This window comes from Flavobacterium ginsengisoli, assembly GCF_029625315.1.
GTDB lineage: Bacteria > Bacteroidota > Bacteroidia > Flavobacteriales > Flavobacteriaceae > Flavobacterium > Flavobacterium ginsengisoli.
Genome location: NZ_CP121110.1, coordinates 643,751 through 667,208 on the forward strand (window position 1 = coordinate 643,751; position 23,458 = coordinate 667,208).

At 33.6% G+C, this 23,458-nt stretch carries 16 protein-coding genes and 2 pseudogenes; 12 read left to right on the top strand and 6 right to left on the bottom strand.

Features of this window, described 5'->3' with window-relative positions:
- The first annotated feature begins 7 nt into the window (after positions 1-7).
- The 11 genes and pseudogenes from P5P87_RS02675 (at position 8) to P5P87_RS02725 (ending at position 13,534) form a co-directional block, all read left to right on the top strand.
- Positions 8-2,641, top strand: coding sequence for a glycoside hydrolase family 2 TIM barrel-domain containing protein (locus tag P5P87_RS02675; RefSeq protein WP_278021468.1), 2,634 nt, complete (start codon positions 8-10; stop codon positions 2,639-2,641).
- A gap of 84 nt (positions 2,642-2,725) precedes the next feature.
- Entirely contained in the window at positions 2,726-3,868 is a 1,143-nt protein-coding gene (locus tag P5P87_RS02680) for an acyltransferase family protein (protein ID WP_278021469.1), read from the top strand.
- Positions 3,869-3,925: 57 nt separating this feature from the next.
- Positions 3,926-5,440, top strand: a complete 1,515-nt coding sequence (locus P5P87_RS02685) for a sodium:solute symporter family transporter (RefSeq protein ID WP_278021470.1) — start codon at positions 3,926-3,928, stop codon at positions 5,438-5,440.
- Positions 5,406-5,564, top strand: coding sequence for a hypothetical protein (locus tag P5P87_RS02690; RefSeq protein WP_278021471.1), 159 nt, complete (start codon positions 5,406-5,408; stop codon positions 5,562-5,564). Before P5P87_RS02685 ends, P5P87_RS02690 begins: the two co-directional genes overlap by 35 nt.
- 160 nt (positions 5,565-5,724) lie before the next feature.
- Positions 5,725-5,880: a glycosyl hydrolase family 28-related protein gene (locus P5P87_RS02695; protein WP_278021472.1), complete on the top strand. Its 156-nt coding sequence runs from the start codon at positions 5,725-5,727 to the stop codon at positions 5,878-5,880.
- The gene (locus P5P87_RS02700; RefSeq protein WP_278021473.1) at positions 5,867-7,234 is read left to right on the top strand and encodes a glycoside hydrolase family 28 protein; all 1,368 of its coding nucleotides are present in this window, start codon (positions 5,867-5,869) and stop codon (positions 7,232-7,234) included. Before P5P87_RS02695 ends, P5P87_RS02700 begins: the two co-directional genes overlap by 14 nt.
- 239 nt (positions 7,235-7,473) lie before the next feature.
- Complete coding sequence (locus P5P87_RS02705; RefSeq protein ID WP_278021474.1) at positions 7,474-7,617, top strand: hypothetical protein; 144 nt, start codon at positions 7,474-7,476, stop codon at positions 7,615-7,617.
- Positions 7,589-8,914 carry a glycoside hydrolase family 28 protein gene (locus tag P5P87_RS02710; RefSeq protein WP_278021475.1) on the top strand — a complete coding sequence of 442 codons (1,326 nt, stop codon included), beginning with the start codon at positions 7,589-7,591 and terminating at the stop codon, positions 8,912-8,914. Before P5P87_RS02705 ends, P5P87_RS02710 begins: the two co-directional genes overlap by 29 nt.
- 137 nt (positions 8,915-9,051) lie before the next feature.
- Positions 9,052-11,033 (top strand): annotated as a pseudogene (locus P5P87_RS02715) (alpha-L-arabinofuranosidase C-terminal domain-containing protein).
- A gap of 28 nt (positions 11,034-11,061) precedes the next feature.
- The gene (locus P5P87_RS02720) at positions 11,062-12,270 is read left to right on the top strand and encodes a glycoside hydrolase family 95 protein (RefSeq protein WP_278021476.1); all 1,209 of its coding nucleotides are present in this window, start codon (positions 11,062-11,064) and stop codon (positions 12,268-12,270) included.
- Between the two features lie 7 nt (positions 12,271-12,277).
- Complete coding sequence (locus P5P87_RS02725) at positions 12,278-13,534, top strand: glycosyl hydrolase family 95 catalytic domain-containing protein (RefSeq protein ID WP_278021477.1); 1,257 nt, start codon at positions 12,278-12,280, stop codon at positions 13,532-13,534.
- A 136-nt stretch (positions 13,535-13,670) separates the two neighbouring features.
- On the opposite strand, the pseudogene P5P87_RS26260 reads toward P5P87_RS02725, so the two are convergent.
- The 6 genes and pseudogenes from P5P87_RS26260 to P5P87_RS02770 all read right to left on the bottom strand — a co-directional run bounded on the left by P5P87_RS26260 (position 13,671) and on the right by P5P87_RS02770 (position 22,241).
- Positions 13,671-16,887, bottom strand: a pseudogene (locus P5P87_RS26260) (TonB-dependent receptor).
- A gap of 300 nt (positions 16,888-17,187) precedes the next feature.
- Entirely contained in the window at positions 17,188-18,555 is a 1,368-nt protein-coding gene (locus tag P5P87_RS02750; protein ID WP_198858026.1) for a HAMP domain-containing sensor histidine kinase, read from the bottom strand.
- Positions 18,545-19,237, bottom strand: a complete 693-nt coding sequence (locus P5P87_RS02755) for a response regulator transcription factor (RefSeq protein ID WP_198858027.1) — start codon at positions 19,235-19,237, stop codon at positions 18,545-18,547. Before P5P87_RS02755 ends, P5P87_RS02750 begins: the two co-directional genes overlap by 11 nt.
- Before the next feature lie 15 nt (positions 19,238-19,252).
- A complete protein-coding gene (locus P5P87_RS02760; RefSeq protein ID WP_198858028.1) occupies positions 19,253-20,170 on the bottom strand; it encodes a bestrophin family protein in 918 nt (305 codons plus the stop codon).
- Positions 20,171-20,297: 127 nt separating this feature from the next.
- Positions 20,298-21,422, bottom strand: coding sequence for a serine hydrolase domain-containing protein (locus tag P5P87_RS02765; protein ID WP_278021482.1), 1,125 nt, complete (start codon positions 21,420-21,422; stop codon positions 20,298-20,300).
- A 45-nt stretch (positions 21,423-21,467) separates the two neighbouring features.
- Complete coding sequence (locus tag P5P87_RS02770; protein WP_278021483.1) at positions 21,468-22,241, bottom strand: polysaccharide deacetylase family protein; 774 nt, start codon at positions 22,239-22,241, stop codon at positions 21,468-21,470.
- Between the two features lie 338 nt (positions 22,242-22,579).
- On the opposite strand from P5P87_RS02770, the gene P5P87_RS02775 reads away from it, so the two are divergent.
- On the top strand, positions 22,580-23,452 hold the full coding sequence (locus P5P87_RS02775; RefSeq protein WP_278022758.1) for a lysylphosphatidylglycerol synthase domain-containing protein: 873 nt from the start codon (positions 22,580-22,582) through the stop codon (positions 23,450-23,452).
- Positions 23,453-23,458 lie beyond the last annotated feature (6 nt).

Here is a 23,458-nt window from a genome sequence, read left to right on the forward strand (position 1 = left end):
GCGAGCTATGTATATTTGGGTGAACGGAGAAAAAGTAGGCTACACAGAAAACACCAAAAGTCCGGCAGAATTTGATATTTCGAAGTATTTAAAATCTGGAAAAAATGATTTAGCGATAGAAGTGTACAGATGGAGCGATGGTTCGTATCTAGAAGATCAAGACATGTGGCGACTTTCTGGTATTGATAGAAATGTGTATTTGTATAGTACAGATAATGTTCGTATTGCAGACTTTTTTGCCAAACCAGATTTAGATGCTAAATACAAAAACGGAAGTTTAAGTGTCGATGTGAGTTTAAAAAATCTGAGTTCAACTTCTGCTAACAACCAAAAAGTAGTCGCAAAACTGGTTGATGCTTCTGGGAAAAATGTATTTGTAAAAGAATTGAATGTCAATTTAGAAGCGTCAAAAGTTCAGACTTTAAATTTTTCTCAAAATGTATCAAGTCCAAAATTATGGAGCAGTGAGACGCCTAATTTGTATACGTTGATTCTGACTTTAAAAGATGCAAAAGGAAATATTGTAGAAACAGTTGGAACACAAATCGGATTTAGAAAAGTAGAACTAAAAGGTGGCCAATTATTAGTTAATGGAGTTCGATTAATGGTTCATGGAGTTAATATCCATGAACATAATCCAGAAACAGGACATTATCAGGACGAAGCGACGATGATGAAAGACATTAAAATGATGAAACAGCTGAATATTAATTCAGTTCGCTGCAGTCATTATCCGAACAATATTTTATGGGTAAAACTATGTAATAAATACGGTTTGTTTTTGGTGGATGAAGCTAATATCGAAAGTCATGGAATGGGAGTAGAGGGACAACCTCTAATTTGGATGAATCCAAAAACGAATCCTGGTTATCTTCCAGAATGGAGAGAAGCACATCTAGACAGAATTTACAGCCTTGTTGAAAGAGATAAAAATATGCCGTCTGTAATTATCTGGTCATTAGGAAATGAAAGCGCCAATGGACCTGTTTTTCACGAAGCATACAAATGGATCAAAAAAAGAGATAATTCTCGTTTGGTTCAGTTTGAACAAGCAAAAGAAAACGAAAATACTGATATCGTTTGTCCAATGTACCCAACAATTGAATACATGAAAGAATATGCGGCACGTAAAGAAGTTACACGCCCTTATATCATGTGTGAGTATTCGCATGCAATGGGAAACAGCAGCGGAAATTTTCAAGAATATTGGGATATCATTCGCGGAAGCAAAAACATGCAAGGCGGATTTATTTGGGATTGGGTAGATCAGGGATTTTATGGAATTGATGAAGCAGGCCGTAAATACTGGACTTACGGTGGCGATATGGGAAGCCAGAATTACTTAAATGATGAAAACTTCTGTCACAACGGGTTGGTTTATGCTGATAGAACACCGCATCCTGGAGCTTTTGAAGTAAAAAAAGTATATCAGAATATCTTGTTTAAAGCTGTAGATATAAAGAACGGAATTATTGAAATCAATAATGATTTTGGGTTTACCAATCTGAACAAATACAATTTTAGATATGAAGTTTTAGAAAACGGAAAAGTAATTAAAGAAGGAATTTTGAATGTTGCTTTAGATCCGAAATCTAAAAAGCAATTTAAAATTGATTTACCAAAATTAGAGTCAAAAGAAGGAACAGAATATTTATTGAATGTTTTTGCTAGTACAAAAACAGGCTCAGAAATATTACCTCAAAACTTTGAAATCGCAAAAGAACAATTTGTAATTGAAGACGGGAAATATTTCGCAAAATCTGAAAATGGAAGTCTTGCAAAAGTACAAGATGAAAAAGATCAGTTTGTTTTGACTTCTGATAATGTAACCGTTAAAATCAGCAAATCGACTGGATTGATTTCGTATTACAGTTTAAAAGGCGAAGAATATTTCAAACAATATCCTGAGCCTAATTTTTGGAGAGCTCCAACAGATAATGATATTGGAAACAAAATGCAGATTAGAACAAATGTGTGGAGAACTGCTGGAAAAAACACTTCGTTAGAAAGTATTCAGCAAAGTGAGGAAAATGGCAAAAAATATATCATTGCAAAATTAAAATTGAACGATGTTGCTTCCGATTATACGATCAAATATGCATTAGGAAATGATGGTGCTTTAGAAATTCAGGCTTCTTATAAAAAAGGAAATAATCCGGTTCCAGAATTACCGCGTTTCGGAATGATTTTCACTTTAAAAAATACATTAGAAAATCTGGATTATTACGGAAGAGGACCTTTAGAAAATTATCCTGACAGAAAAACAGCATCCTTGAAAGGAATTTATACTAGTAAAGTTGCAGACCAATATGTGCCTTATACACGCCCACAAGAAAATGGATACAAGACCGATATACGCTGGTTTAAATTATCAAGCAATTTAGGAAATGGCTTGGAAATAAAAGGTCTGCAACCTTTAGGAATAAGTACTTTAAATAATTATCCGAATGATTTTGACGGAGGAATTTCTAAAAAGAATATTCATTCTAGCGATATTACTCCGAGAAATGAAGTTGTAGTTTGTGTCGATTTAACCCAACGTGGATTAGGAGGTGACAACAGTTGGGGCGCACCGCCACACGAACAATATACCTTAACCCAAAGCGAATACAGCTACGGATTTGTCATTAAACCACTTTAAATAATTTTAGTTTTCAGTTTCAGTTTTCGGTCACAGTTAGGACTGAAAACTGAGACTGCGACTGAAGACTAATCAAATAAAAAAATGAGTAACACTACAAGTGGAAGATTAATTTCTTTAGATGCACTGCGCGGGTTTGTGATGTTTTGGATCATGAGTGGCGAACATATTATTCATGCTCTGGCCAAAGTGGCTCCAATTCCTATTTTTGTCTGGATGTCATCGCAACTGCATCATGCAGAATGGAATGGTATTACCTTCTATGATATGATTTTTCCTGTGTTTCTATTTGTGGCCGGCGTTTCGATGCCTTATTCTTTCGAAAAGAAAATGCAACTGGCTGGTGTTAAATCTCCAAATGATTTGCCTCCAACCGAAAAGCGAAAAATATATTTATCGATGTTGAAAAGAACCTTCATTTTATTGGTTCTAGGATTTGTAGTAAACGGATTATTACGATTTGATGGTTTTGACCAAACGCGTTTTGCAAGTGTTTTAGGAAGAATTGGACTCGCTTGGTTTTTTGCCGGAATCATCTTTTTGAATTTTGATTTTAAAAAACAATTAATCTGGTTCTTCGGAATCTTAATTGGCTATTATGCTTGCAATGAAATGGATTCGGTCCCAGATTTTGGAGCTGGAGTTTTAACCAAAGAAGGTTCACTAGAAGGCTACATTGATCGTCTTTTTTTACCAGGAAGATTGCACAGTACGGTTTACGATCCAGAAGGAATATTTTCAACTCTTCCCGCTATCGCAACTGCTTTATTAGGCGTTTTTATAGGAACATTTTTAAAAGCAAAATGCCCATTCTCTATAAATGTGAAATTGCTTTTAATGACCTTAACGGCAGTAGTTTTAATTATTATAGGTTTGATTTGGGATATCAGTTTTCCAATCAACAAACATTTATGGACCAGTTCTTTTGTCTGTTTTGTTGGCGGATTTAGTATTTTGTTTTTTGTCTTTTTTTATGTGATAATCGATTTGTTTGGTTTTCATAAATGGGCATTTCCATTAATCTTAATTGGTTCCAATTCTATTTTAATTTATATCGCAGCAGAAGGTTTAGTCGATTTTAAACATACAGCAGATTATCTTTTTGGCGGACTTATACAATATATCTCGCTTAATTGGCGACCTTTTTTTGTCGCATTATCCGTCACCATTGTACAGCTTATTTTACTGTACTTTTTATATAAAAAGAAATGGTTTCTCAAGATTTGATAGCAATCAAATTTTAAAATACATTTTACTATCTAACCACACAATAACCACACAATTATGAATGTATTACAAACCGCAGATTACATTGTTTTCTTTATCTACTTTGTCATAGTTACTGCCTATGGAATGTATATTTACAGAAGCAAAAAAACTGTCGCAACGAGTTCTAACGAATATTTTTTAGCCGAAGGATCACTTACTTGGTGGGCAATTGGGGCCTCTTTAATCGCTTCTAATATTTCAGCAGAACATTTTATTGGTATGAGCGGTTCAGGTTTCGCCATCGGACTTGCTATTGCTTCTTATGAATGGATGTCGGCCGCTACATTAATTATTGTAGCAATGTTTATTTTACCCATTTATTTGAAGAATAAAATATTTACGATGCCTCAGTTTTTAGCCAAAAGATATAGCGGAACAGTGAGTACAATTATGGCTATTATTTGGTTGTTAATCTATGTCTTTGTTAACCTTACTTCAATAATTTATTTAGGTGCTTTAGCTATTTCTTCTATTGCTCCAATTAGCTTTCAGTTTTGTGTCATCGGTTTGAGTTTATTCTCGGTAATCGTAACATTGGGCGGTATGAAAGTAATTGGATACACAGATATGTTTCAGGTTATCGTTTTAATTCTCGGCGGATTAGTAACAACTTATTTAGCCTTAACATTGCTTTCAGATCAGTTTGGTTTTGGAAAAGATATTCTAAAAGCACTTTCGATTATTGCTGATGAAGCTCCAGGACATCTGCACATGATTCTAGAAGAATCAAATCCGCATTATAATGAATTGCCAGGAATGTCGGTTTTAGTTGGCGGAATGTTAATCAATAATCTGGCATATTGGGGATGTAACCAATATATTGTTCAAAGAGCTTTAGGAGCCGATTTAAAAACTGCGCGTAAAGGAATCTTATTTGCCGCTTTTCTAAAACTTTTAGTTCCAATTATTGCTGTTTTGCCAGGAATCGCCATGTTTGTAATGCACGAAAACGGAATGTTTCAACAAGAAATGGTAGATGCAGCTGGAGTTTTAAAACCAGATCACGCGTATCCAACATTAATGAATTTACTTCCGGCAGGATTAAAAGGAGTAGCTTTAGCCGCTTTAACTGCTGCGATTGTAGCTTCTTTGGCAGGAAAAGCCAATAGTATTTCGACTATTTTTTCTTTAGATATTTATAAAAAATATTTCAACTCGCAGGCATCAGAAAAGAAATTGGTTCGTACAGGAAGATGGTGCGTTGTTGTATGTATGATTATAGCGACTTTTGTTGCTCCTGCATTAAAATCATTAGATCAAGCGTATCAATTTATTCAAGAATATGTTGGATTCTTTTCGCCAGGAGTATTAGCGATTTTCTTGTTGGGAATGTTCTGGAAAAAAACAACTCCAGCAGCAGGACTTGCAGGAGCATTATTAACCGTACCTCTTGCTCGCAGTTTTGAAATTTTTACCCATGTGGACAGATGGCGTTTTTCCAGATTATCCTTTCTTAGACAGAATGACTATTGTTTTCTTCATAATTGTTTTAATAATGGTGGGAATAAGTGTGGTAAATCCAGTTTCTGAAGAAGAGTCTGAAATTCATCAAATAGAAGTAGATAAATCAATGTTTAAAGTATCATCAGAGTTTATCGTTGGTTCGTTTATTATCAGTGGCGTTTTAGTGGCTTTGTACACGGTTTTCTGGTAAGATTTTGGAATTGCTAAAAAGTCACAGGTTTTTTGTTTCACGCAGATGTGGCAGATTTAATTGATTTTTTTTATAAAATATCTGCAAAATCTGCTAAAATCATTTTAAATCTGCGTGAAAAAAATTAACAAAGAGATTAAAGTAAAGATCAAATAAAAATATGAAAAAGAAATCTATAATTACCTTAATTATCCTTTGCCTTTCGCTGACCGTTTCGGCGCAAAAGGTTTTTGATATTAAAAAATACGGTGCAGTTGGAGATGGCAAAACTTTAAACACAAAAGCCATTCAAAAAGCAATTGATGCAGCTGAATAAAAACAAAGGAGGAAAAGTTGTTTTTGCTAAAGGGACTTTTCTTTCGGGAAGTATTGTTTTAAAAGATAATGTAGAATTATTTTTTGAAGATGGAGCGATTTTGCTCGGAAGCACCAATCCAGACGATTATCCAAAATATGAAGGAATTAGAGCTTTTATTATTGCTAATCAATCCAAAAATATTGCGGTAAACGGAAAAGGAATTATCGATGGACAAGGAAGAGAATTGGCTTTAGCAATAGACAGTCTGCATCATACAGGAGTTCGAATTGATCCGAAATACAATTACAGAAGAATGCGCCCTGAAGATGGTAGAGGAAAACTGATTTCGTTTGTAAAATGCGATTCGATTACCATGACGCAAATTACATTAAAAAATAGCCCAGGCTGGACAATGTGTTTTAGAGAATGTAAAAACATTGTAATTGATTTTATGAAAGTGGAAAGCCGAGCGTATTGGAACAATGACGGAATTGACCTTGACGGCTGCGAGAATGCCCGAATTACCAATTGTAATGTAAACGCTGCAGATGACGGTATTTGTTTAAAATCTGAAGTTCCGGGATTGCACAATAACAATATTTACATCGGAAATTGTACGATAAGATCTAGTGCAAATGCAGTGAAATTTGGGACAGGTTCTTACGGAAGTTTCAAAAATGTGACCATTGAAAACATTAAAGTTTTTGATACTTTCAGATCAGCAGTTGCGATTGAATCTGTTGATGGTGCTGAGATTGAAAATATCAAAGTTTCTGATATTACAGCCCTAAATACTGGAAACGCAATATTGATTCGTTTAGGTCACAGAAATGGAGATAAACCAGGTTATATTAAAAATGTATCGGTTAAAAATGTAAAAGTACAAGTTCCCTTTGGCCGTCCAGACATTGATTACGATATGCGCGGGCCAGAAGTCGATTATTTCCATAATCCGTTTCCTTCTTCTATTGCAGGAATTCCAGGGCATTTGATAGAAAATGTGACTTTAGAAAATATCGAAATCATTTATCCAGGAAGAGCTTCAAAAGGAATGGCATATCACCCGTTAAGCAGGCTAAAAGATGTAAAAGAAAACATTAATGGATATCCTGAATTTACCATGTTTGGTGAATTGCCTTCTTGGGGATTTTATGTACGTCACGTAAACGGAATCGAAATGAAAAATATAAAACTGATTTTAGATAAGGAAGATTTTCGTCCAGCCTTTGTTTTCGACGATGTAAAAAATCTGACAATGAAAGCTATTGATGTTCCTTCGGATAAAATCAATCAGATTGTTTTTAAAGATGTTTTATCAAGCAATTTGGACAGCGAAGCCGCAAAAAGAAAAAATAGAACCAGAGCAAAATAAATTTGAATTACCAGCACATTGATAGTTGGCCACAAAGGCACTAAGACACAAAGTTTTTTTGCCAAAGATTATTAAGATTAAAAAGGATTTTTTTTCACGCAGATTCTGCAAATTTTGGAAGATTAAATTAGATTTCTTTAAAAAAAAATCTGCAGAATCTGTTTAAATCTGCAGAATCTGCGTGAAACAAAAAAACTTAGTGCCTTTGAGTCTTTGTGGCATTAAAAAAAATAAAAAATATGAAAAAGAAATCTATAATCGCGATCCTAATTTTCTGTATTTCCTTAACAGTTTCTGCGCAGAAAATTTACGACGTTAAAAAATACGGAGCAAAAGGAGACGGAAAAACCAACGATGCTGCAGACCATTCAGAAAGCAATTGATGAATGCAGTAAAACAGGCGGAAGAGTTTTAATTCCAGCACCATTTACCTTTTTGGCGGGACCAATTGATGTAAAATCAAAAGTAGATTTGCATATTGAAGCCGGAGCAAAATTATTAGCAAGTCCAGATGAGAAACTGTACACCAAAAGTGCTTTTAGAACCAATCCAGGCGAAGGAACGATTTGGATTGGAGGAGAAAATATAGAAGATTTTACCATTAGTGGAAGCGGCAAAATAGACGGAAACGGAATTTCTTTTATGGGAGCAGAGGAAGATGATGCCTATATTTTAAAACCGTTTAATGTATTAGATCCAAGACCGCACGTTCTAACAATTATTGGAGGAAAAAATATCAGAATCAAAGATGTTCATATCGGAAATTCAGCTTATTGGACTGTGCATTTAATTGGTTGTAATGATGTTGTAATTAGCGGAATTACTTTATTGAACAGCTTAAAAGTCCGTAACAGCGATGGAATTGATTTAGACCATTCTAAAAATGTTAGAATCAGTGATTGTTATATCGAAAGCGGTGATGATTGCATTTGTTTAAAAAACAGAAGAGAATTTGAAGAATTTGGCGCTTGCGAAAATATTACAGTAACCAATTGTACCATGACAAGCAGCAGCTGCGCTATTAAAATTGGTTCAGAAAATATGGATGCTATCAGACAAGTGGTTATTAATAATTGCATCATTAAAAATAGTAATCGAGCTTTAGGTATTCAAAATCGTGATGAAGGGACGGTAAGCGACGTTATTTTTTCTAATATTATTATCGAAAGTAAATTAAACACTGATACTTGGTGGGGAAAAGCAGAACCGATTTATGTAACAGCTTTTAGCAGAGCAAAAGGAAACCATAAAGACGCAAATTGGCGTTTTCCAAAAGGTGCGACAGAAGGTAAGGTCGGAGAAATTAAGAATATCTATTTCTCGAATATCCAATGTACAGGAGAAAATGGTGTGTTTGTAAGCGGAGAATCAAAAGATAAAATCAAGAATATTGTTTTTGAAAACGTTAGCGTTTACATGGATAAAACGACTTCTTTCCCTGGCGGATTATATGACAGACGTCCTGCAAATGTGGAAGGTTTTGTAAAAGGAAGCACTTCGGGTTTTTATTTTGATACTGCCGAAAGTATAAAAGTTAAGAATTGCACGGTTCAATGGGGGAAAAACAAACCAGAATATTATAAATATGCTGTAGAAAGTAAAAATGTTGATATTTTAAAAGTGGTTAGTTTAGATGGAGAATCAGCTTTTCCAAATAAATATGAGGCTGTTAAAAAGTGACGTAATCTTGTAGAAAAATTATAAGTGTAAAATTCACAATAAATTTTTGTAAAGTGATACTTTTCAAACTTTAAGCATAGCGTTTAGAATGATTAATTAATATATTGCAAGTATATTCTCAATATAAAAACAGTACAATGAAAAGAAATGTAATTTCAACATTATTCATAAGTGGTTTACTATTTAGTAGTATTTATGGAAATGCCCAAAAAGCGACTTTAGAAGTTGATGCTTCCAAAACAATAACCAAAATTCAGCCAACCATGTTCGGTTTGTTTTTTGAAGACATCAATTTTGCTGCAGATGGTGGACTTTATGCCGAAATGATTAAAAACAGATCCTTTGAATTTGAAAAACCTTTAATGGGATGGGAGCAACCTAAATCGAACAGGTCTTCGATGAATAAGGAATCTGGAATGGCCGTACCTATCAACATAGCTTCAAATAATACTAATTTTTGCAGAGTTGAGATTAATAATGATAAAGGCTACGCTTTAATAAATGAAGGTTTCAGAGGAATGGGAGTGAAGAAGGATGCTAAATACAATCTTTCTTTAAAAGCTGCGAATCATAATGGAGCAATAAAAAAAATTATTGTTCAATTAATAGATAAAGATCAAAAGGTAATTGGAGAAACAAGCATTGTTCCAAAATCAGATCAATGGACGAATTATACAGCACAGCTTATTGGTACTCAAACAGAAGCAAAAGCAAAATTAAAACTAACTTTTGAAGGAACGGGAATTATTGATTTAGACATGATTTCGCTTTTTCCTGAAGATACTTGGAAAGGCAGAAAAAACGGACTTAGAAAAAGATCTTGTACAGCTTTTGTATGATGTAAAACCTGGATTTTTGCGTTTTCCAGGAGGTTGTATTGTAGAAGGTAGAACACTTTCAGATCGTTACCAATGGAAAAAATCGGTTGGGAATGTGGAAGAAAGAAAGACAATGATGAATCGTTGGAATGTCGAATTCAACCACAAGCAAACTCCAGATTATTTTCAAAGTTTCGGATTAGGATTTTACGAATATTTTCAGCTTTCAGAAGATATTGGTGCAGAACCGCTACCTATTTTAAGTTGCGGAATGGCTTGTCAATACAATACAGGAGAATTGGCTCAAATGGATGAATTAGATCCATACGTTCAAGATGCTTTAGATTTAATCGAATTTGCTAACGGTGCAGTTACTACAAATTGGGGAAAAATCCGTTCAGACATGGGGCATCCAAAACCATTTAATTTAAAATATATCGGAGTTGGTAATGAACAATGGGGACCAGCTTACATTGAAAGATATAAAGTTTTTGAACAAGCCATAAAAGCAAAATATCCTAATATTATTATTGTGTCTGGAAGCGGACCTTCTCCAAAAGGTGAACATTTTGATTATGCAATGCAAGAACTTAAAAAACTTAACGCAGAACTGGTAGACGAACATTATTACGAAAGTCCGAAATGGTTTAGAGAAAATGCAGGACGTTACGATAATTATGATAGAAAAGGGCCAAAAATATTTGCAGGAGAATATGCTTGCACAAAGTGTTTCTGGAGCAAACCCAAATAATAGAAACAATTGGGAATGTGCTTTCTCTGAAGTCGCTTTTATGACAGGTTTAGAAAGAAATGCAGAAGTTGTTCAGTTAACTTCTTACGCACCTTTGATGGCGCATGAAGATGCTTGGCAATGGACACCAGATATGATTTGGTTTAATAATCTGCAATCTTATGGATCAGCCAATTATTATGTACAGCAATTGTTTTCGACCAATAAAGGAACAGATTTATTAAGCATTACAAAAGACGGAAAAGCGTTAATTGGTCAGAATGATTTGTATGCATCGGCGGTAAAAGACGCAAACAGCAAAGAAATTATTATAAAATTGGTCAATACTGCTGCATCAAGCCAAGAAGTGAATATTAATTTAAAAGGCGCAAAATTAAGTACGAAAGGAACAATAATAAGATTGGCAAGTGCAAGTACACAAGATGAAAACACTTTTGCAGAACCTAAAAAAATTACACCAAAAGAAAGTGAATACAAAGTGATAAAAGGAAAACAAGATTTAAATCTTCCTGCTTATTCGGTAACGGTCTTAAAATTGAAAATGAACTAATTAATTGTAAATTATTAATAGAAATACCATGCTATATCATTTTTTAAAAAAGGTTTTTATATTTATTTCTGCCATTACTGGATTTTTTGGTTATTCGCAGGATTTAAAATTGCAATATAATCAGCCTGCTGTTGAGTGGACAGAAGCTTTGCCAATAGGAAATGGTACGCTTGGGGCAATGGTTTTTGGAAGGGTCGATTCTGAATTAATTCAACTAAATGAAGCTACTTTGTGGAGCGGAGGACCTGTACAGAAAAATATGAATCCAGATGCATTTAAAAACTTGGCATTAATTAGAGAAGCATTAAAAAATGAAGATTTTGAAAAGGCGAATGAATTGACTAAAAACATGCAAGGAGCTTATAGCGAAAGCTTTATGCCTTTAGGAGATCTGATTCTAAAACAGGATTTTGGCGGGAAAAAGACAGATTCTTATAACAGAAGTCTTGACATTCAAACAGGATTAGCGGTAACCAATTTTAAAGTTGACGGTGTAAATTACAAAAGAGAAATCTTCGCATCAGCGCCTGCACAATGTATTGTGATAAAACTTTCTGCAGATCAGTTAAAAAAACTTTCTATTGCAATTGATGCTTCAAGTCTTTTGAAAAATCAGAAAGTAGTTCAAAATCAATCTTTGGTTTTAAAAGGTAAAGCACCTTCTCATTCAGATCCAAGTTATATTGATTATAATAAGGAGCCTGTTGTTTATGAAGACGCATCAGGATGTAGAGGAATGCGTTTTGAATTGATTATTAAACCAATTGTAAAAGATGGAGAAATAACTTCTGAAGGAAATAGATTAGTTATAAAAAATGCATCTGAAATACTGCTTTTTGTTTCGGCAGCGACAAGCTTTAATGGATTTGATAAATGTCCAGACAGTCAAGGAAAAGATGAACATCAATTTGCTGAAACTCCAATTAAAAAAGCTAGTGTTAAGAAATACGATGTTTTATTTAAAGAACATAAAGAAGATTTTCAAAAATTCTTTAACCGAATTTCATTACAATTAAATGTAAACGAAACCAATAAATCTAATTTGCCAACCGATATTCGATTAGAACAATATGCAAAAGGTGAAAAAGATGCTGGACTGGAAGCTTTATTTTTTCAATACGGCCGTTATTTATTAATTTCTTCTTCGCGTACACACAACGCACCAGCAAACTTACAAGGAATTTGGAACAATAAACTTCGTGCGCCTTGGAGCAGACAATTATACGACCAACATTAATCTACAGATGAATTATTGGCCAGTAGAATCAGGAAATCTGTCTGAAATGTTTTTTCCGTTAGACGAATTCATTAATAATGTTTCTATAACAGGAGCAGAAACAGCCAAAAGTTATTACCATGCAAATGGCTGGGTTTTGCATCATAACTCAGATATCTGGGCAATGACAAATCCGGTAGGCGATTTTGGAAAAGGAGATCCAATGTGGGCCAATTGGTACATGGGGGCCAATTGGTTGAGCAGACATTTGTGGGAACATTATCAATATACGGGCGATTTAACGTATCTTAAAAAAGTATATCCGATAATGAAAGGAGCTGCAGAGTTTAGTTTAGAATGGCTTCAAAAAGATAAAAATGGTTATTTGGTAACGATGCCTTCTACTTCTCCAGAAAATATATTTTATTATGATGGAAAAAAGAAAGGAACTGTTACAACAGCTTCTACAATGGACATCGGAATTATAAAAGATTTATTCGAAAATACAATTGAGGCTTCTAAAATTTTAAATACAGATGTTGATTTCAGAAAAACTGTAAGTAAAGCAGAAGAACAATTGTTGCCATTTCAAATAGGAAGCAAAGGACAACTGTTAGAATGGTATAAAGATTTTGAAGAAGAAGATCCGCATCATAGACATACTTCTCATTTGTATGCTTTGCATCCTGCCAATTTGATTTCTCCATTGAAAACTCCTGAGTTAGCAAATGCTGCCAAGAAAACGCTAGAACTTCGCGGAGACGATGGAACAGGCTGGAGCTTGGCATGGAAAGTAAATATGTGGGCGAGACTTTTAGATGGAAATCATGCTTATCAATTATTCAAAAATCAGTTGCGATTAACAAAGGAAAATAACACAGAGTATAATAGACACGGAGGTTGTTATCCGAATCTTTTTGATGCGCATCCGCCATTTCAAATTGATGGAAATTTTGCAGGAACAGCTGGTGTAATCGAAATGCTAATGCAGAGTCAGAATCAAGAAATTCATTTGCTTCCCGCTTTGCCAGATGCTTGGACAGATGGCGAAATTAAAGGTATTAAAGCAAAAGGAAATTTCTCTGTAGATATAAATTGGAAAGATGGGAAAATGAGTAAGACGAAAATTGTATCTAATAACGGAGGAACTTGCACTGTAAGAGCTGCAGAACCATTTGTGGTAGATAAGCTGAATATTAAAAGCGAAAAATCAACTATTGGTTATACTGCCGTATTTGCTACTAAAAAAGGAATCTCTTACAGTATTACACCAGAAAAACAGTAATATTTATATTTGGTTTGTTTAAAAAGTCGCTCTCTTTTGTGAGAGTGGCTTTTGTTATATAAGTTTAAAAGGAAAATCTCCCAGTTTCTTAAAGGAGAAACGGGGAGATAATCAAAAATAAAAAAAAACACAATTTTTAGAACGAGTATCTCAAGCCAAGCTGACCTTGGAATCTTGAAGCTAATTGATCTACAGTATAAGGTGAAGTAGTCGGTTTTTGGAAAGTATAAGTTGGATCGCCTGTAGCAACTCCGCCTAAGTTTCCTGATTTTGTTAAACCAAGACTTGCTGTTGAATTATAAGTGTTAGGAACAAAATAACTTCTTCCCCAATCTTTGTTGATAAGGTTTCCGATATTTGCCATGCTGAAAGAAATTTGGAAAGTTCCTACTTTAGTAACCTTAATTTCATCCATTAATTTTAAATCAGCTTGAATGTTCCAAGGAGTTGTATCTCCATTTCTTTGTGTAAATGTTCCTCTACGGCTTTTAAATAATCATTTCCGTTGATGAAAGCTTCATAATCTGCAACTTGTTGTGCTGCTGTTGCAGATGGAACTCCTGCAGAATTTACTCCAATATATTTTGTCGCTTCTGCTGCATCTTTAAAGATATAAGCTAAACCTGCTGCTTGTCCTGTTCCTGCAATTGTTGAGTTAACAAATCCCCAAGAAAACGGATTTCCAGATTGTGCATTGAAATACACGTTAGCAGATAAAGTGTTGTTTGGAGCAACTTTTACGCCGTAACCTACATTAGAAACGATTCTGTGCTTAATATTAAAGTTAGAAGTCGCTAACTGTGGATTATTTGGAGTTAAAGATTGGTTCATTTGGAAGTTACTTTCCATAGAGTTACGAATTCCGTTTGTGATATCACGAGAATCTCCGTAAGTATAAGCCACCATAAAGTTGAAACCGAAATCGTAAGTTTTAGAAATCATTTCAGTAATGCTGTAACGGTATCCTTTATTTGTGTTTGATAACAAATATGCATTTGAAAAAGCTGAGTTTATGTTTGCGGCATAAATTGGCATTTCGTGTTTTGTATCGTAAGAGAAATAAGTAGGATTATCTGTTTTATTTACTTGTTGAAACTCTAAGTCACGAATTACTTTTGTGTACATACCTTCAAGAGTAAATTTGTATCCGTCAATTGTTTTATCAAAAGCCAATGAGTTTCTTAAAACAGCAGGCATTTTAAATTTATTGTCAATTAAATCGGCTTGTACTTTTGGTGTAGCATCATGGTAACCGTTAAGTCCGCCAGTTGCTAAAGGATCTCCAGCAGCTGCAACCTGAGCAGCAGTTAAATTGTTTTTGTCATAACTTCCGTATCCAACACCATCATTGTAATAAGCATATCCTAACCATGCAAACGGAATTCTTCCTGTAAATACACCAGAACCACCTCTAATAACAAATGTTTTATCATCGTCTACATTATAAGTAAATCCAATTCTAGGAGAAACTAATGCTGAACTAAAGAAGTTGTTTTTAATTTGATTCAACGGAGTATAAGTATATGTTGTTCCGTAGTTTGGATCTTCAGGAGAGTTTTGTACCTGCTCGCTTAATTTTGGTTTGTTTGGCAAATCTGTATAATCAATACGAATACCTGGAACTACTTTTAATTTTTCTCCAACTCTAATTTCGTCTTGAACGTAAGCGCTATACATGTTTATTTTGAATTTAGCATACGGATTATTGAAGATTTCGTCTCTGGTAGAACCATCAAAAGGATAAGTTCCACGAACACGAGTAGGAAGTTTATTGAAGAAATCTGCAAGAGATTTGTATGAAACTCTTCCGTTAAGTGCATTTACGAAACCATAGTTGATATCGTAAAACTCATTATGAGTACCAAATAATAAAGTGTGATTTCCTGTTTTATAAGTAAGATTGTCTGTAATCTCAGCAGTATTTTGCTTCATGTTGAAAACAGTTGCTTCACGATCGTTCCCTAAGAAAATAGTTCCTCCATTATAACCAATTTCTGTTTGAGGAAACATGATATTATTAGATTTTGGATCACGATAATCTTTTATTGCCGAATAACTTGCAATAAATGAGTTAGACCATTGGCTATTGAAATGCGTTTTTAATTCTAAAACCGTACTGATAGCTTGGTTTTTCTGAGTAAAGTCCATACTCGCAAATCTGAAGTTTGCGAGCATCGCGCTCTAAGTTTGTAGCCTGAGAAATTACGGTATTGTTTCTTAACGAAAGGGAGTTTTTCTCATTGATTTTCCAATCAATCTTATTGAAGAATTTTTGGCTTTTAGAGAAGTTGTTGTAAGAACCGTAAGTTCCTGGATCAAATCCGTAGTTTGATTTTACGAATTGTGAAATTTGCTCTGCAGTAGCATTATCTACTAATGAAGTTAATTTTCCGTTAGAATCTGTTGAACCAGCATTATAAAAAACAGGATCTGTTCTTTCTGCATATTCCATATTAGTAAAGAAGAACAATTTATCTTTAATAATTGGCAATCCTAATCTGAAACCTACTTGGTAATCACCAAAAGAACTTGGCATTTTAGAACCGTCACCAGCATTGTTAGGACCAGTTATAGCAAGCACTTCTTCCGTAACTGTAAATAGATCCGCTCACAGTATTTGTTCCGCTTCTTGTTACGGCATTTACACTTCCTCCTAAAAAGTTTCCTAATTTAATATCGTAAGGAGCAATATAAACCTGAATATCTTGAATTGCATCTAAACTGATAGAATTTGAACGTGTACTGCTTCCTGGCATTCCAGAAGTTCCAGATTGACCACCCAAAGAAGGGCTAAATCCGATTGCATCATTATTTATAGAACCGTCAATTGTAACGTTGTTGTATCTAAAGTTGGTACCAGCAAAAGAGTTGTTAGAACTTTGAGGAACAAGTTTTGTAACATCCTGAATTCCTCTATTAATTAAAGGAAGCGAGTTTACTTGTTTTTCATTAATGCTTGTACCATTGTTTTTAGAAGAAGGTTTAGAACTTGTAATAACCACTTCTTCTAATACATTGTTATCTGCTTTTCCAACTACTATTGTTGGTAAATCATTTTCGCCAAGAGCTAGATAAATATTTGCATTTGAGTAATCTTTGGTGTCGTTACCTTTTATTTCTAATTCGTAAGGGCCACCAGCATTTAAGTTTTCAAAGCTAAAACGACCAGATTTGTCTGTTGTAGCTCTGTAAACTGCATTTGTAGGTAAATGCGTTAAAGTAACTTCTGCACCTATAACTGCAGTAGTTCCATCATTGACTTTTGCAGACAACGATGAAGTTGTAATCTGGGCAAAAATACTTCCTGCTGTAAGGAGCATTAAAGCCGAAAAAAAGAGTTTTAGTTTTGTCATGTTATTTATTAGTTTTTATCCACGACAAATAAACTCTCTTTACTTTGATTCGATTTAAGGCTTATGTTAACGAAAAATCAAAAAACAATTCTTTGTTAACTTAAGATAACGAAGATGTTATTTAATAAAAAAACGGCTATCGCTTTAAAATCAAGCAGTTTCTCTCACATCCCATAAAACAAGGTATTAGAGATAGATTTAAACAAGATTAGAGATAGATTAGAGTATTATGTAAATGTTACGAAGAGCAGAAAAGCTATTTTTAAGACCAAGAAATATCTTTGATTTTTATTTCAAATACTACGGAAATTGGAGAGAGAAAACAGTGCCTTTTTCAAGTTCAGAATCGACAGTTAAAGTGATGTTATGGCGTTTTAGTATTTGCATCGTAATAAAGAGTCCTAATCCTTGTCCTTGAATGTGTCTGGTGCGATCGCTTCTGAAGAATAAATCGAAAATAGATTTGAGGTCTTTTTCTTCAATTCCAGAACCTTGATCTATTATTTTTAGAAGCAGTTTTCCTTGCTCTTCATAAGCTACGATATTAACCTGTAAAGGAAAAGAAAACTTAATTGCATTGTCTATAATATTATACAGAGCAATAAAAAGCATGTGTCGGTTGGCATTTACAAATAATAAATCTTCATTATTGGCAACGGCATCCAAATTAAGTGCAACTTTTACTTCAGGATATTCGATATTTTTCTTTTCGAGTATATTCCATAAAATTTCATCTATTCTAACCATTTCCATCTGGTCAGGCTCTGAAAGTTCTAATCCAGATAAAATAAGCAAACCATCTAATGTTGACTTTAAGTGAAAAGTATCTCTTCGAAGTGATTTTAAAACTTCTTCATATTGCTCATTGGTTCTCGGATGCTGTAAAGAAACATCGATATCTCCTATAATAAAAGTAAGCGGAGTTTTTAATTCGTGAGAAGCATTCTTAAGAAAGTTTTTCTGTATTGCAACGCCATTTTCCAGTCTTTCTAAAAGATAATTAAAAGTTGTAATCAGTTCCTTTATTTCGTCTTTTCCGCTTGCTGTTGGCATTTCAAGTCTAGAATGTAGATTTTCTGTTGTAATGGTATTTACTTTAGAAATAACATCGGCAAAAGGCCTGAAAGTTTGTTTTGCCAAAAATCTTCCTAAAAGATAATTAAGTGCAATTCCTGCCAGATAAAAAGTAAAGAAAACAATGGCAAGCATTTCTAACTGCCTAATTCCAACATCGTCTATTCCAGAAACAACAATAATAAAATCTCCTTGATTGTCTTTGTAGTATAAACCGCTAAATTGTCTTTCGTCTATTGTAAAATGCAGAATTCGGTCTCGCGAAATAGCTTTTAATTCTCGATCATTTAATACAACAGGAACATCATCGCGTAAATACAATTTCTTTGTTTTTGCATTGTAAATTCGAATAGACTGATTCGCAATTTTATTAAATTGAGTTTCAATGTCTTTATAACTGACACTGTCCATTTTTCTAATTTCATCTTTCTCAAAATAGAAGAAAGCAGTAATTAAGGCGTTGTCTTCGAGTTTTTCATAATACAAATCTTTTCGATGGCTTTTAAAAAGCAAAAAAGATCCAATAAGAACAAGGCCTAAGATAAAGGCAAACAGCAGAGTCGAATTTCTGGCAAGTTTACTTTTAAGATTCATTAGATTTATCTTTAAGCATATATCCGGTACCTTTTATGGTATGTATCAGCGGAAAAGGAAAATTCTTGTCGATTTTATTTCTTAAATAATTAATATAAACATCAACAGTATTAATGCTCATATCAAGATCCATGTGCCAAACAGCTTCTGCAATGGCAATTCTAGACAAAGCAGTTTCTCGGTTTTTCATAAAAAAGATCAGAAGTTTTAATTCTCTCGAAGAAAGATTAAGTTCTTTACCATCTCTGCTGGCGCTTTGTTCTTTCATATTAATTTTGATTCCGGCATACGACTGAAAATCCAAAACGCCAGTGCTAAATTCTGTGCGACGAAGTTGTGCATTGATTCGCGCTAGAAGTTCTTCAAACAAAAAGGGCTTTGCCAAATAATCATCGGCTCCGGCTTTCAGTCCTCTAACTTTTTCTTGTGGAGTATCGAGTGCACTTAAAATAAGAATAGGAACAATTATTTTTCGATTTCTTAAAACTTCGCAGACTTCAAAACCAGAAATATCAGAAAGCATAATATCAAGAATGATAATATCATAGGTGTTTTCCATTACTTCGTTAATGGCGTCAAAACCTTTGCTGACATTTTTTACCTGATACAATTGCTCTTCAAGTCCTCTTGTAATAAAAGAAGCAACTCTCGGATCGTCTTCGACTAATAAAACTTTGTTCATCGTTTTTGAAGTAAATTAGGTAATATAATATTGGTTAGGAGTTTTCTTTTCAATCGTCTTTTGATCGTTTAATTCTAAAAGTGTATTTTCAATCATAAGAGACATTGCATCTAAAGCTAGATCATTTGGCTGAACGCCAAATGGTTCTTCTAATTCGTCGGCAATAGCTTCTAAGGCTACAAAAGTATAAGCAATAAAAACAATTGCAAAAGGCGTGATCCATCCTAATGTTTCTACAAATCCAAACGGAAGTATAAAACAATAGATATAAACAGTTCTATGCAATAATACGCTATAAGTGTACGGAATAGGAGTACTGGCAATTCTTTCGCATCCGCCAACAATATCCGAAAGTTTATTTAAATTTTCCTCGAATGCCAATTGCGCCATTCCGTCAATTTTGCCCTCTTCTTTTGCTTTTTTTACCCATAAACCTAATTCTCTTAAAATAATAATTGGCTTAAAATGAACATCTTTCAATTGTTCTTTAAAGTCTGAAGGAAGCAAACGATTAAAATCTTCTGTAGAATTGGTATTTCGTAATTGATGTTTTAAAGCATAAACAAATGCAATTAAAAGATTAATGAACTTTTGGCTTTCTAATTTGTTTTCTTTTGTATTTAAAAGTGTAATGCTTTGTCTGGCTAGCGATCTGGTATCGTTTAAAAGAGCGCCCCAAAGTTTTCTTCCTTCCCAAAAACGATCATAACTTACATTATTTCTAAAACCAAGAAATATGGCAAGCGCAATTCCGAACAAAGTAAAAATTGCTGGATTAATGTGAAGATTATATTCGAGAAGAAAAGATTTATAATAAACAATAAGGAAGGAAAACAAAAAGAGTAGAAACAATCGTGGAAGCAATTGGGGTAAAACAGAACCCTTCCATTCAAAGAGCATTTTAAACCAGTTGTCTTTTTTCTTAATAATCATTATGTAGAATAAAATTGATGCATTAAAAGTAATTAAAAGTATTTATTCTCTGTATTTTTTTTTAGAATAAATCTTTCGATTATAAAAAAGAAAAAGCCTGAAAAAATCAGGCTTTTAAATTCAGTTTTTAATACAATATTGTTTCGGCCAATTTGATGAGCTCATTCTGTGTTTTCATATCAGAGTCGTTTGCAAAGAGAATAATTCCCGAATTAGATTCTGGAGAAAAGACAACATAAGAACTAAAACCTAAACTTCCTCCAGTATGCGAAATTCTTACTGGACCATTTTCTGGTTTGGTTATTTTCCAGTTTAAGCCTATTGCACCATTCTTAAGATCTCCAAAAGTTGGCTGATGTGTTAATTTTGCATCTGCATTTTTTTCATTCAAATGATATTTAATGTATTGTAGCATATCTGATGTTGAAGAAGCTATTGATGCCGCAACCTGCATATCTTCCCAATCTATAAAAGGCATTTTTCTTCCTTTTGCATCATATCCAAATGCCATTGAAGCAGGAAGTTTAACATTGCCTAATAAAACGGTATTTTTCATTTTAAGCGGAGTTGTAAATTCTTTCTTTATAAGTGTGCCAAACTTTTCTCCATAAACTGTTTCCATAATATGACCTAATAATTGCGCTGCTGTGTTGCAATGTCTAGAAATTGCTCCAGGAACTGTATCTAATTTCACATCATGCAAATCGGTATAAAATTGTTGTCTGCTATATTTTCGATGCACGGCGTCTAATATATAAGCAATAGAATCGGGGTTGGCTTTCGCGAAAATCTCTCTGCTATCAGGCATCCAGTTTGGAAGGGCAGAAGTAAGGTTAGCAAGATTTAGTAGTGTAATTGGCGTTCCTTTATATTGAAGATTTGGATAATCTCCTTTCAAATATTTTCTAATATCATCTGTAAGAGTTACTTTTTTGTTGAGAACAGCTCTTGCTAGTAATGTTGAAGAGAATGTTTTACTGTTTGAAGCCAGTTCGTAAAGTGTATTTGAAGTAGGAAGAACTTGTTTTTCTTTTTGAGTAGAACCGTAGTTGTAGAAATATTCTTTTCCATCTTTTATAATTCCGATAGAAAGACCAACTCTTGAACTTTCTGACATAAACGGAAGAGCAGATTTGTTAACCAGAGAGTCCAATTTGGTTTTAAGCAGATTGTCGGCAGGAATTGTGCCTTTTTGAGAATAAGCCATTATATTACATAGTATTAGGCTTAATGTGATTAGAAAATTTTTCATTTTAAAAAAGCTGTTTTTATGTTAGTGGTAATTCAATTTTCTGGATTAAAGCTTCGGCGGAACCAAATTGTCTAAATCGGAAAGTTTATAAAACTTAAGATCATTCAATTTCATGTATTTGCAGATGAATTCTAAAGTTTCAATTTTAACCTGATAATTTTCAGTGATTTCTTTTACAGGTTTATGGCCGCAAAGAAGTAGAATTTTATTGTTTCTTTTGGCATAATCTAATAATTCTAATACATAAGGAATGCTGAAATGAATGTGGCTATTGTCAATATCAAAAGCAAAAACAATTTTAGAATTATTAAAATAGCTGTCTTGTTTTTCTGGAGCTTCACCACCAAATGCTCTTCCTCTAATAATTTTAAATAAAGGAGATAATGCTTGATCTAATGAATCTGATCTTTCTCCATAAGGATAAGCAAAAGATGTAACGTTGAATCCCTTTTTCTTCATAGAAACAATCATCGGATCTATTTCTTGTTTTAAGTATTCTTTGACGCTATATTTTTTGGTAAACTTAACAGCATTGTAATGATGATAACCGTGTCCAGCGATCTCATGACCATATTTTTGCATCTCTAACAGTGTTTTTATTTCGGGAGCTCCAATAGAATCAATTCTACAGACGTTAAAAGTGGCTTTCCAAGAATATTTTCTTAAAACTTGATCTGCTTCAGACCATTCGTCGACATAAGCATCATCAAAAGATAAAATTACTCCAGCTTTATATGCTGGTTTAGATTCGGGTTGTGTTTTTTTGCCTTCGCAAGAAAGTAAGGTTAAGAATAGTAAAAATAATACAGATTTTGTCAAAAATATCCTCATAGATTTTGGCTCGTTAATGAATTAAAATTAGAACATAATTCAATTCAAATATAGAGAATCTTCTTAATAATTGGTTCTCTGGCTACTTAAAAAAGATTTGTGTAAAGTTATAAGTGATAGATAATTATTGTAAATTTATACGACACAAGATATTTATTTTCATTGCTAAAATTATTCTATAATAGAAATATGAAAGTACAATCCATTTCTAACCGATTTCTTGTTTTTTTTAAAGAAAAAAAGGAATCTCTTTTATACGCGAAAATGATAAAATTATTAGGCAAGCAATCTTTACCATTTTCTTTCTCGGAATCGGAATATGGTTTATCAAACATGAAAATTCAGAATTAAAAGAAGTCAAAAATGTTATTGCAGATGCAAGCATTTTTTGGGTATTATCTGGTGTTATTCTAGCCGCTATTTATATCACATTGCAAGCTTTAATGTATTACGCCTCTTTTTTGGCCGTACAAAGCAAAATTTCATTTAAAGATGCCGTTATTCTCTTTCTAAAACGAAACTTTGTTAGTGTTTTCCTGCCTGCTGGCGGAATTTCTTCTTTAGCTTTTTTCACTAAACCAATCGAAAAGAAAGGTGTAAAAGCAACTCAAATTCATTTTGCATCAATTGTTTATGGTTTTGTCGGTATCCTTTCTGTTATTATAGTTGCTATTCCTGCTTTAATTTATTCTTTTTTTCAAGGCACGACAGGTTCTGGAGAATGGTATGCGTTTGCGGCAGTTGCTGGATTAAGCATTATGCTGTATTATGTTTATGTTTCGGTTATAAAAAAAGGATTTATTTATACTATTATTATTCGATTTTTTCCTTCTGCCGAGGTCTTTATGGAGGATTTAAGAAACAACAGAATCATAAAAAATAAGTTTTTGCTTGTAGTTGTTTATTCCACTATTATTGAGTTTGTCGGAATTGGGCATTTATATGTCGCCATGATCGCTTTAGGATTTGCGCCATCTTTAACCGCAGCGATAATGGGGTACATTATTTCGGTTATATTCTTGATTGTTTCGCCTTTTCTTCGTGGACTTGGAGCTATCGAAATATCAATGAGTTTTATATTGATACAATTTGGTTTTCAGAATGTTAATGCAATAGCAATTACCTTTCTCTATCGCTTCTTCGAATTCTGGATTCCGTTACTGGCTGGAGCAAGCATTGTTTTTATTCAGTGCCAATAAATTATT

What these genes read in the sequence shown, in the direction of transcription:
- P5P87_RS02675 (WP_278021468.1), top strand. Translation starts at nt 8, where the DNA reads ATGTATATTTGGGTGAACGGAGAAAAAGTAGGCTACACAGAAAACACC.
- P5P87_RS02680 (WP_278021469.1), top strand. Translation starts at nt 2,726, where the DNA reads ATGAGTAACACTACAAGTGGAAGATTAATTTCTTTAGATGCACTGCGC.
- P5P87_RS02685 (WP_278021470.1), top strand. Translation starts at nt 3,926, where the DNA reads ATGAATGTATTACAAACCGCAGATTACATTGTTTTCTTTATCTACTTT.
- P5P87_RS02690 (WP_278021471.1), top strand. Translation starts at nt 5,406, where the DNA reads ATGGTGGGAATAAGTGTGGTAAATCCAGTTTCTGAAGAAGAGTCTGAA.
- P5P87_RS02695 (WP_278021472.1), top strand. Translation starts at nt 5,725, where the DNA reads ATGAAAAAGAAATCTATAATTACCTTAATTATCCTTTGCCTTTCGCTG.
- P5P87_RS02700 (WP_278021473.1), top strand. Translation starts at nt 5,867, where the DNA reads ATGCAGCTGAATAAAAACAAAGGAGGAAAAGTTGTTTTTGCTAAAGGG.
- P5P87_RS02705 (WP_278021474.1), top strand. Translation starts at nt 7,474, where the DNA reads ATGAAAAAGAAATCTATAATCGCGATCCTAATTTTCTGTATTTCCTTA.
- P5P87_RS02710 (WP_278021475.1), top strand. Translation starts at nt 7,589, where the DNA reads ATGCTGCAGACCATTCAGAAAGCAATTGATGAATGCAGTAAAACAGGC.
- P5P87_RS02720 (WP_278021476.1), top strand. Translation starts at nt 11,062, where the DNA reads ATGCTATATCATTTTTTAAAAAAGGTTTTTATATTTATTTCTGCCATT.
- P5P87_RS02725 (WP_278021477.1), top strand. Translation starts at nt 12,278, where the DNA reads ATGAATTATTGGCCAGTAGAATCAGGAAATCTGTCTGAAATGTTTTTT.
- P5P87_RS02750 (WP_198858026.1), bottom strand. Translation starts at nt 18,555, where the DNA reads ATGAATCTTAAAAGTAAACTTGCCAGAAATTCGACTCTGCTGTTTGCC.
- P5P87_RS02755 (WP_198858027.1), bottom strand. Translation starts at nt 19,237, where the DNA reads ATGAACAAAGTTTTATTAGTCGAAGACGATCCGAGAGTTGCTTCTTTT.
- P5P87_RS02760 (WP_198858028.1), bottom strand. Translation starts at nt 20,170, where the DNA reads ATGATTATTAAGAAAAAAGACAACTGGTTTAAAATGCTCTTTGAATGG.
- P5P87_RS02765 (WP_278021482.1), bottom strand. Translation starts at nt 21,422, where the DNA reads ATGAAAAATTTTCTAATCACATTAAGCCTAATACTATGTAATATAATG.